6 protein-coding genes are annotated in these 6,651 nt (G+C 71.6%); all 6 read right to left on the minus strand.

What is annotated here, in order from left to right:
* Window positions 1-359: 359 nt before the first annotated feature.
* Window positions 360-974, minus strand: coding sequence for an adenine phosphoribosyltransferase (locus GWI24_RS38240; protein WP_281791387.1), 615 nt, complete (start codon window positions 972-974; stop codon window positions 360-362).
* 17 nt (window positions 975-991) lie between these two features.
* Window positions 992-2,113, minus strand: a complete 1,122-nt coding sequence (gene secF, locus GWI24_RS38245) for a protein translocase subunit SecF (RefSeq protein WP_210950643.1) — start codon at window positions 2,111-2,113, stop codon at window positions 992-994.
* Between the two features lies 1 nt (window position 2,114).
* Entirely contained in the window at window positions 2,115-3,911 is a 1,797-nt protein-coding gene (secD, locus tag GWI24_RS38250; protein WP_210950644.1) for a protein translocase subunit SecD, read from the minus strand.
* Between the two features lie 150 nt (window positions 3,912-4,061).
* The gene (yajC, locus tag GWI24_RS38255; RefSeq protein WP_210950645.1) at window positions 4,062-4,616 is read right to left on the minus strand and encodes a preprotein translocase subunit YajC; all 555 of its coding nucleotides are present in this window, start codon (window positions 4,614-4,616) and stop codon (window positions 4,062-4,064) included.
* Window positions 4,617-4,888: 272 nt separating this feature from the next.
* A complete protein-coding gene (gene ruvB / locus GWI24_RS38260; protein ID WP_210950646.1) occupies window positions 4,889-5,977 on the minus strand; it encodes a Holliday junction branch migration DNA helicase RuvB in 1,089 nt (362 codons plus the stop codon).
* Between the two features lie 67 nt (window positions 5,978-6,044).
* On the minus strand, window positions 6,045-6,651 hold a 607-nt coding region (ruvA, locus tag GWI24_RS38265), incomplete at its 5' end, for a Holliday junction branch migration protein RuvA (protein WP_210950647.1).

The raw sequence follows: 6,651 nt of genomic DNA on the forward strand, positions 1-6,651 counted from the left end.
CTTCGGGCTGGTCTGCTCGGGGCCGCGCCGGACCGCGCCGTCACCGCTGTTCCCGGGCACGCCTGGGGCCGCCGTCGGCTCGGCGGCGGTGGGCGCGTCCGGCTGTGCGGAGGGGGTTCCGCCCGGACGGACTTTGGGCGAGAGCGGCTGGGCCTCGTCTGGCAAGAGCACTCCTAGCGGTCCGGACCCGAAAGGGTCGGGCTGCCATGGTATCGATCCCGCCACTCCGCTTGCCTCCCGACCGCCAAGCCGGGCATGACGGGGGCGTGGGGCGGCATGGCGGAGGGCGGGGACCCGGCGGTGCGCGTCCCCGCCCTCCGGCGGTCCTCCCGGCCCGGTGTAGGGCCCGTAAGCCCGGTTCAGACCGTGATCAGGGCCTCCAGCGGGGCGCTGTCGAGCGAGCCCAGCAGCCGGTCGCGGCCGGCGAGGAAGCCGAGCTCCAGCAGCACGGCGACCCCGGCGATCTGGGCGCCGGCCCGCCGGATGAGCCGCAGGGACGCCTCGGCGGTGCCGCCGGTGGCCAGCACGTCGTCGATCACCAGCACCCGGTCGCCGGGCTCCAGCGCGTCGGCGTGTATCTCGATCTCGGCCGTGCCGTACTCCAGCTCGTACGCCTGGCCGAGCGTCGCCCCGGGGAGCTTGCCGGCCTTACGGACCGGTACGAAGCCGATTCCGGCGCGGACGGCGGCCGGGGCGGCGAGGATGAAGCCGCGCGCCTCCAGGCCCACCACCTTGTCCGCCCGGTGCCGGAGGCACAGCTCGGCGAGCGCCTCGGTGAGCGCGCCGAAGGCCGCGGCGTCGGCGAGCAGCGGGGTGATGTCCTTGAACATCACGCCGGGCTTGGGGTAGTCCGGCACGTCCTGGATGCGGCTGAGCAGCAGCGTGCGCAGCTCTTCGGCGGAGGCACCGCCGAATCCGTCCGGGCCGCCCGCCGTGGTCTCCGTCGTCTCCGTCGTCTCCGTCGTCTCCGTCATCTCTGAGGCTCCCCCGCTCATCGCCGCTTGCCCGACGGCCGGCCGCGCCCCCGGTTGCGGGAGGCGGGCTGGCGGCGCTGGCCGACGACTCCGGCGGGGGCCGCGGCGGCGTCCTCCAGGGCCGGGGCGTCGTCCTCCTCGGAGGCCGAGTCGGCCGCCTCGGCCTTGGCGGCCGCGGCACGCTTGGCCTTCACCCGCTTGGCCAGGGACTTCATCCTCGGGTCGCGCTCCTTCAGATCGGCGACCAGCGGGGTCGCGATGAAGATCGAGGAGTACGCACCGGCGGCGAGGCCGACGAAGAGCGCCAGGGAGATGTCGTTGAGCATGCCCGCGCCGAGCAGACCGCCGCCGATGAACAGCAGCGCGCCGACCGGCAGCAGCGCCACGACCGTGGTGTTGATGGACCGCACCAGGGTCGAGTTGAGGCTGCGGTTGGCGATCTCGCTGTAGGTGAAGCGGGTCTGCTTGGTGATGTCCTTCGACGCTTCCTTGAGACCGTCGAAGACCACGACGGTGTCGTAGAGCGAATAACCGAGGATCGTCAGCAGACCGATCACGGTGCCCGGGGTGACCTCGAAGCCGACCAGCGCGTAGACACCGACGGTGATGGTGAGGTCGTGGATCAGGGCGACCAGGGCGGCCAGCGCCATCCGCCACTCGAAGGCGATGGCGAGATAGATCACCACCAGCACCATGAAGATCGCCAGACCCTGCCAGGCCTTGCTGGCGATCTGCTCGCCCCAGCTCGGGCCGACCAGCTGGGTGTCGATCTTGCTGGTCTTGACGCCCAGCTCCTTGGCGAGCTCCTCCTGGACCGGCAGCGCCTCCTTGGTGCCCAGCTCGCTGATCTGGATCCGCATCCCGCCGCGGCCGAGCTCCTGGACGACGACGGTGTGGCCGCCCGCGGCGTCCTCGGCCGCCTGGCGCACATCGGTGCTCGAGACCTTGGTGTTGGGGGTCGTGAAGACCGCGCCGCCGGAGAACTCGATGCCCATGTTCAGGCCGCGCACCGCCAGGCCCACGATGGCCGTGATGGTGATCAGTATCGAGATGCCGTACCAGATCTTCCGCTTGCCGACGAAGTCGTAACCGACCTCGCCTCGGTAGAGCCTGGCGCCGAGAGTGCCGAGTCGAGACATCTCACGCCTCCTTCGTGTCGGCGGGGCCGGGGGCGGCGGAACGGCGGCGGCGCAGCGGCGGCGTGGCCCCGAGGCGCTTGGGGTCCAGTCCGGACCACGAGTGGCCGTTCCCGAAGAACGGGCGGCGGGCGAGGATCGTCATCAGCGGCTTGGTGAAGAGGAACACCACGGCGATGTCGAGCAGTGTGGTCAGACCCAGGGTGAAGGCGAAGCCCTGCACCTTGCCGACGGTGACGATGTAGAGCACCGCGGCGGCCAGGAACGACACGAAGTCGGACACCAGGATGGTGCGCCGGGCCCGCGGCCAGCCGCGCTCGACGGCGGGGCGCAGCGAGCGGCCCTCCCGGATCTCGTCGCGGATCCGCTCGAAGTAGACGATGAACGAGTCGGCGGTGATACCGATGGCCACGATCGCGCCGCAGACCGCCGGGAGGTTCAGCGCGAAGCCGATACCCGGGCCGAGCAGCACCATGATCGTGTACGTCAGGATCGCGGAGACGCCGAGGCTGGCCATGGCCACGAGGGCGAGACCGCGGTAGTAGACGACCAGGTAGATCACGACGAGTGCGAGGCCGATGGCACCGGCGATCATGCCGGCGTCCAGTTGCTCACCGCCGAGCGCGGCGGAGACGGTGGTCTCATCGGCGATGTCGAAGGAGAGCGGGAGCGCACCGAAGGACAGCACGTTGGCCAGGTCCTCGGAGCTCTGCTGGGTGAAGCCGCCGGAGATGGTGGCCCGGCCGCCGGTGATGGCGCCCTGGGTGACCTCGGGGTCGGAGACGACCTCGCCGTCCAGGACGATCGCGAAGCGGTTCTGCGGCGACTGCTGCTTGTTCAGCTCGCCGGTGGTCTTGGCGAACTTCTTGGAGCCCTTGCTGTTGAAGTCGAGCTGGACGATCCAGCCCGCCCCGTTCTGGCTCTCGAAGACCGACGAGGCGTCGTCCACGTCGGTGCCCTCGACCTCGGAGGGGCCGAGGACGAACTTGGCGTCGCCCTTCTGGCTGCAGGCCAGCACCGAGTCGGTCGGCTTGGCGTTGGCCGCCTTCTCGGCCGCCGCGGCGCGTCCGGCCTTGGTGGTGCAGTCCAGCTTCCCGAACTGCTTGGCCAGCTCTTCCTGGTCGCTGGAGCCCGAGGGGCTCTTGGACGGGTCGGGCTTCGGGGTCTTCGACGGCGAGGGGCTCCCGCTGGGCTTCTCGTCGGCCTTCAGGCCCTTGGAGAGGGCCCGCCCCTGGGTGCTGGGGCTGGCGGAGGAGGACGAGGAGGCCGATGACGAGGCCGACGGCGTGCCGGACGGCTTGCCGCCCTTGTCGTCGCCCTTGTCCTGGCCCTTGCCGCTGGCGCTGGCCGACGGGCTGGGGGTGGAGTTGGGCTTCTCGGGGGTCTTCTGGCCGCTGGTGGTCGTGACCACCGGCCGGAAGTAGAGCTGGGCGGTGGTGCCGACCTGCTGCCGGGCCTGCTTCGCGTTCGTCCCCTTGGGGATGTTCACGATGATGTGCTTCTCACCCTGCGTCTGGACCTCGGCCTCGGACACACCCAGACCGTTGACCCGCCGCTCGATGATCCCCACGGCGGTGTTCATGTTGTCCGTGTTGATCGCGTTGGGCTTGCCCGGCTGGTTCTTGGCCTCCAGCGTGAAGCTGGTGCCGCCCGCGAGATCGATACCCAGTCGCGGCGTGGTGTGACCGGAGACGAACATGCCTCCGGTCAGCGCCGCGATGGCGATCAGGATGACGGCCAAGGGGCGCCCTGGCCTGCCCTGTGACCCGGAGGACCTGCGGCCCTTCTTCGGTGCTGCCACCTTCTCGTATCTCCCTGTCCAACCGCCCCGCATTGGGTGTACGCGGGGCGGCACGAAGTCTTGTGGGGACGAGCCCCCGCCGGAGCCTAGTCCGTCCAGGGAACCGCGGCGCACCGATCGAGGGCGCGCCGCGGTTCCCGGATGACGGACTTACTTCGCGTCGGTGCCGCCGTCCCGCTTGTCGTCCTCGGAGGTGCCCGCCGCGGCGGCGGCGTCGTCCTTGCCGAGGTCGATCTTCTTGACGTCCGTCTTCCCGGCCTCGTCGTCCGCCTCGTCGGCCACGTCGGCCTTCTCGGCCGCGTCGTCGTCGGCGTTGTCAGCCTTGTCGGCCTTGCCGGTGGACGAGTCGGCGTCGGCGGCCTCGGTCAGCGAGGAGGCGTCGTCGGGAACGACAGGGGTGTCGGCGGCGTCCTCGTCGGGGTCGATGCCGTGCACGACGCGGTTGTACTCGTCGTCCGGCAGGACGGCTCCCACCGCGTTCTTCGCGTAGATCGCGTGCACGCCGGGGGCCACCTCGAGGAGGACCGTGTCGTCGTGGACCTCCTTGACCGTCGCGTACATGCCGCCGATGGTCCGCACGCCGGAACCCGGCTGCATCTCATTGCGCATCGACTGGGCCTGGCGCTGCTTGTTCTTGGCCGAACGCGTCATCAGGAACATGGCCCCGATAAGCACGATGAACGGCAGGAGAGTCACGATATTCACGGGACGGAAATTCCTTCACACGACCGCGGGGAGCGGCCTGGTCTTCGGGGGTGGGTATACCGCACAGTGAGCGGGCGGCATACGGACGGCATCGGCGGAGTCTAAGCGAGCCCACGCCAATGGAACAACGCCCGGCGCGGCACCGGGGTTCCTGACCCCGCCATTATTGGTCCTCTACGCCATGATGCAGGGTAAGCGAGCGCTTATGCCCCGCCACGGCCCGTCCGGCCCGTCATGGCACGTCATCCGCCATCATGCCGCGTCCCCGGTCGTCATGTCTCGAAGAGGCCCGCCTGACCGCCGGCGGCGGTCTGCGGCGGCGGGGTGAGCCCCATATGCGCCCAGGCCGCCGGGGTGCCGATCCGCCCCCGGGGGGTACGGGCCAGCAGCCCCTCCCGGACCAGGAAGGGCTCGGCGACCTCCTCCACCGTCTCACGCTCCTCCCCCACAGCGACCGCCAGGGTCGACAGGCCCACCGGGCCGCCGCCGAACAGCTTGAGCAGGGCGCTGAGCACCGCCCGGTCCAGCCGGTCCAGGCCGCGCTCGTCCACGTCGTAGACGGCCAGGGCGCTGGCGGCGATCTCCCGGGTGATCAGGCCGTCCGCCTTGACCTGGGCGTAGTCGCGCACCCGGCGCAGCAGACGGTTGGCGATCCGGGGGGTGCCGCGGGAGCGGCCCGCGATCTCGGACGCGCCCTCGGGCTCGATGGTCACGTCGAGCAGCCCGGCGGAGCGGTGGACGACCCGCTCCAGCTCGACCGGGGCGTAGAACTCCATATGGCCGGTGAAGCCGAAGCGGTCGCGCAGCGGGGGCGGCAGCAGCCCGGCCCGGGTGGTGGCGCCGACCAGCGTGAACGGCGGCAGCTCCAGCGGGATGGCGGTGGCCCCTGGCCCCTTGCCGACGATGACGTCGACACGGAAGTCCTCCATCGCCATGTAGAGCATCTCCTCGGCGGGCCGGGACATCCGGTGGATCTCGTCGAGGAAGAGCACCTCGCCCTCGGTGAGGGAGGAGAGGATCGCGGCCAGGTCGCCGGCGTGCTGGATGGCGGGGCCGGAGGTGATCCGGATCGGGGCGCCCATCTCGGCGGCGATGATCATGGAGAGGGTGGTCTTGCCCAGTCCGGGCGCGCCGGAGAGCAGTACGTGGTCGGCGGTGCCGCCGCGCTGCCGGGCCGCCTTGAGCACCAGGTCCAGCTGCTCGCGGACCCGCTCCTGCCCGACGAACTCGCCGAGGTCCTTGGGGCGCAGCGCGGCCTCCACCGCCTGGTCGTCGCCGTCGGCGTCGGCGCCCACCAGCCTGCCGCCCGCGCCGGACGGGGCGTCGGCGGCGGTGGCCGGTGGGGTCTCGTCCCAGTTCACTGCGTTTCGCCTCGCGATGTCGTCTTCGGTGGTGCCGCCGGTCGCGGCCTGCCGCGGCCGCGGTGGCTCACCGTGTGCGGTTCAGGGTCTGCAGGGCGGCCCGCAGCAGCTGAGCCACCTGGGGCGTACCGCCCGCGGCCACCGTCTCCTCGGCCCGCGGGGTGACGGCGGCCACCGCCTCGTCGGCCTCCCGGGTGGCGTAGCCGAGGCCCACCAACGCGGTGTGCAACTGGTCGCTCCAGCCGGGCGCGGCCGCCGAGCGGGCGCCGGGCACGGCCGAGCCGAGCGGCTCGCCGAGCCGGTCCTTGAGCTCCAGCAGCAGCCGCTGCGCCCCCTTCTTGCCGATGCCGGGGACGGCGGTGAGCGCCTTCTCGTCCCCGGTGGACACCGCGAGCCGCAGCGCGTCCGGGGAGTGCACGGCCAGCATGGCCTGGGCCAGCCGGGGGCCGACCCCGCTGGCGGTCTGGAGCAGCTCGAAGACCTGGCGCTCGTCGTCGTCGGCGAAGCCGTAGAGGGTCAGTGAGTCCTCACGGACGACGAGGGAGGTGGCCAGCCGGGCCTGCTGGCCGACGCGCAGCCCGGCCAGGGTGGCTGGGGTGCACTGGACCGCCATCCCGACCCCGCCGACCTCGATCACGGCGGTGTCCGGGGCGACGGCCGCCACCGGACCGGAG

Origin of the sequence: Streptomyces sp. MK37H (assembly GCF_018035285.1) — a bacterium.
GTDB classification, from domain to species: Bacteria; Actinomycetota; Actinomycetes; order Streptomycetales; family Streptomycetaceae; genus Streptomyces; species Streptomyces endocoffeicus.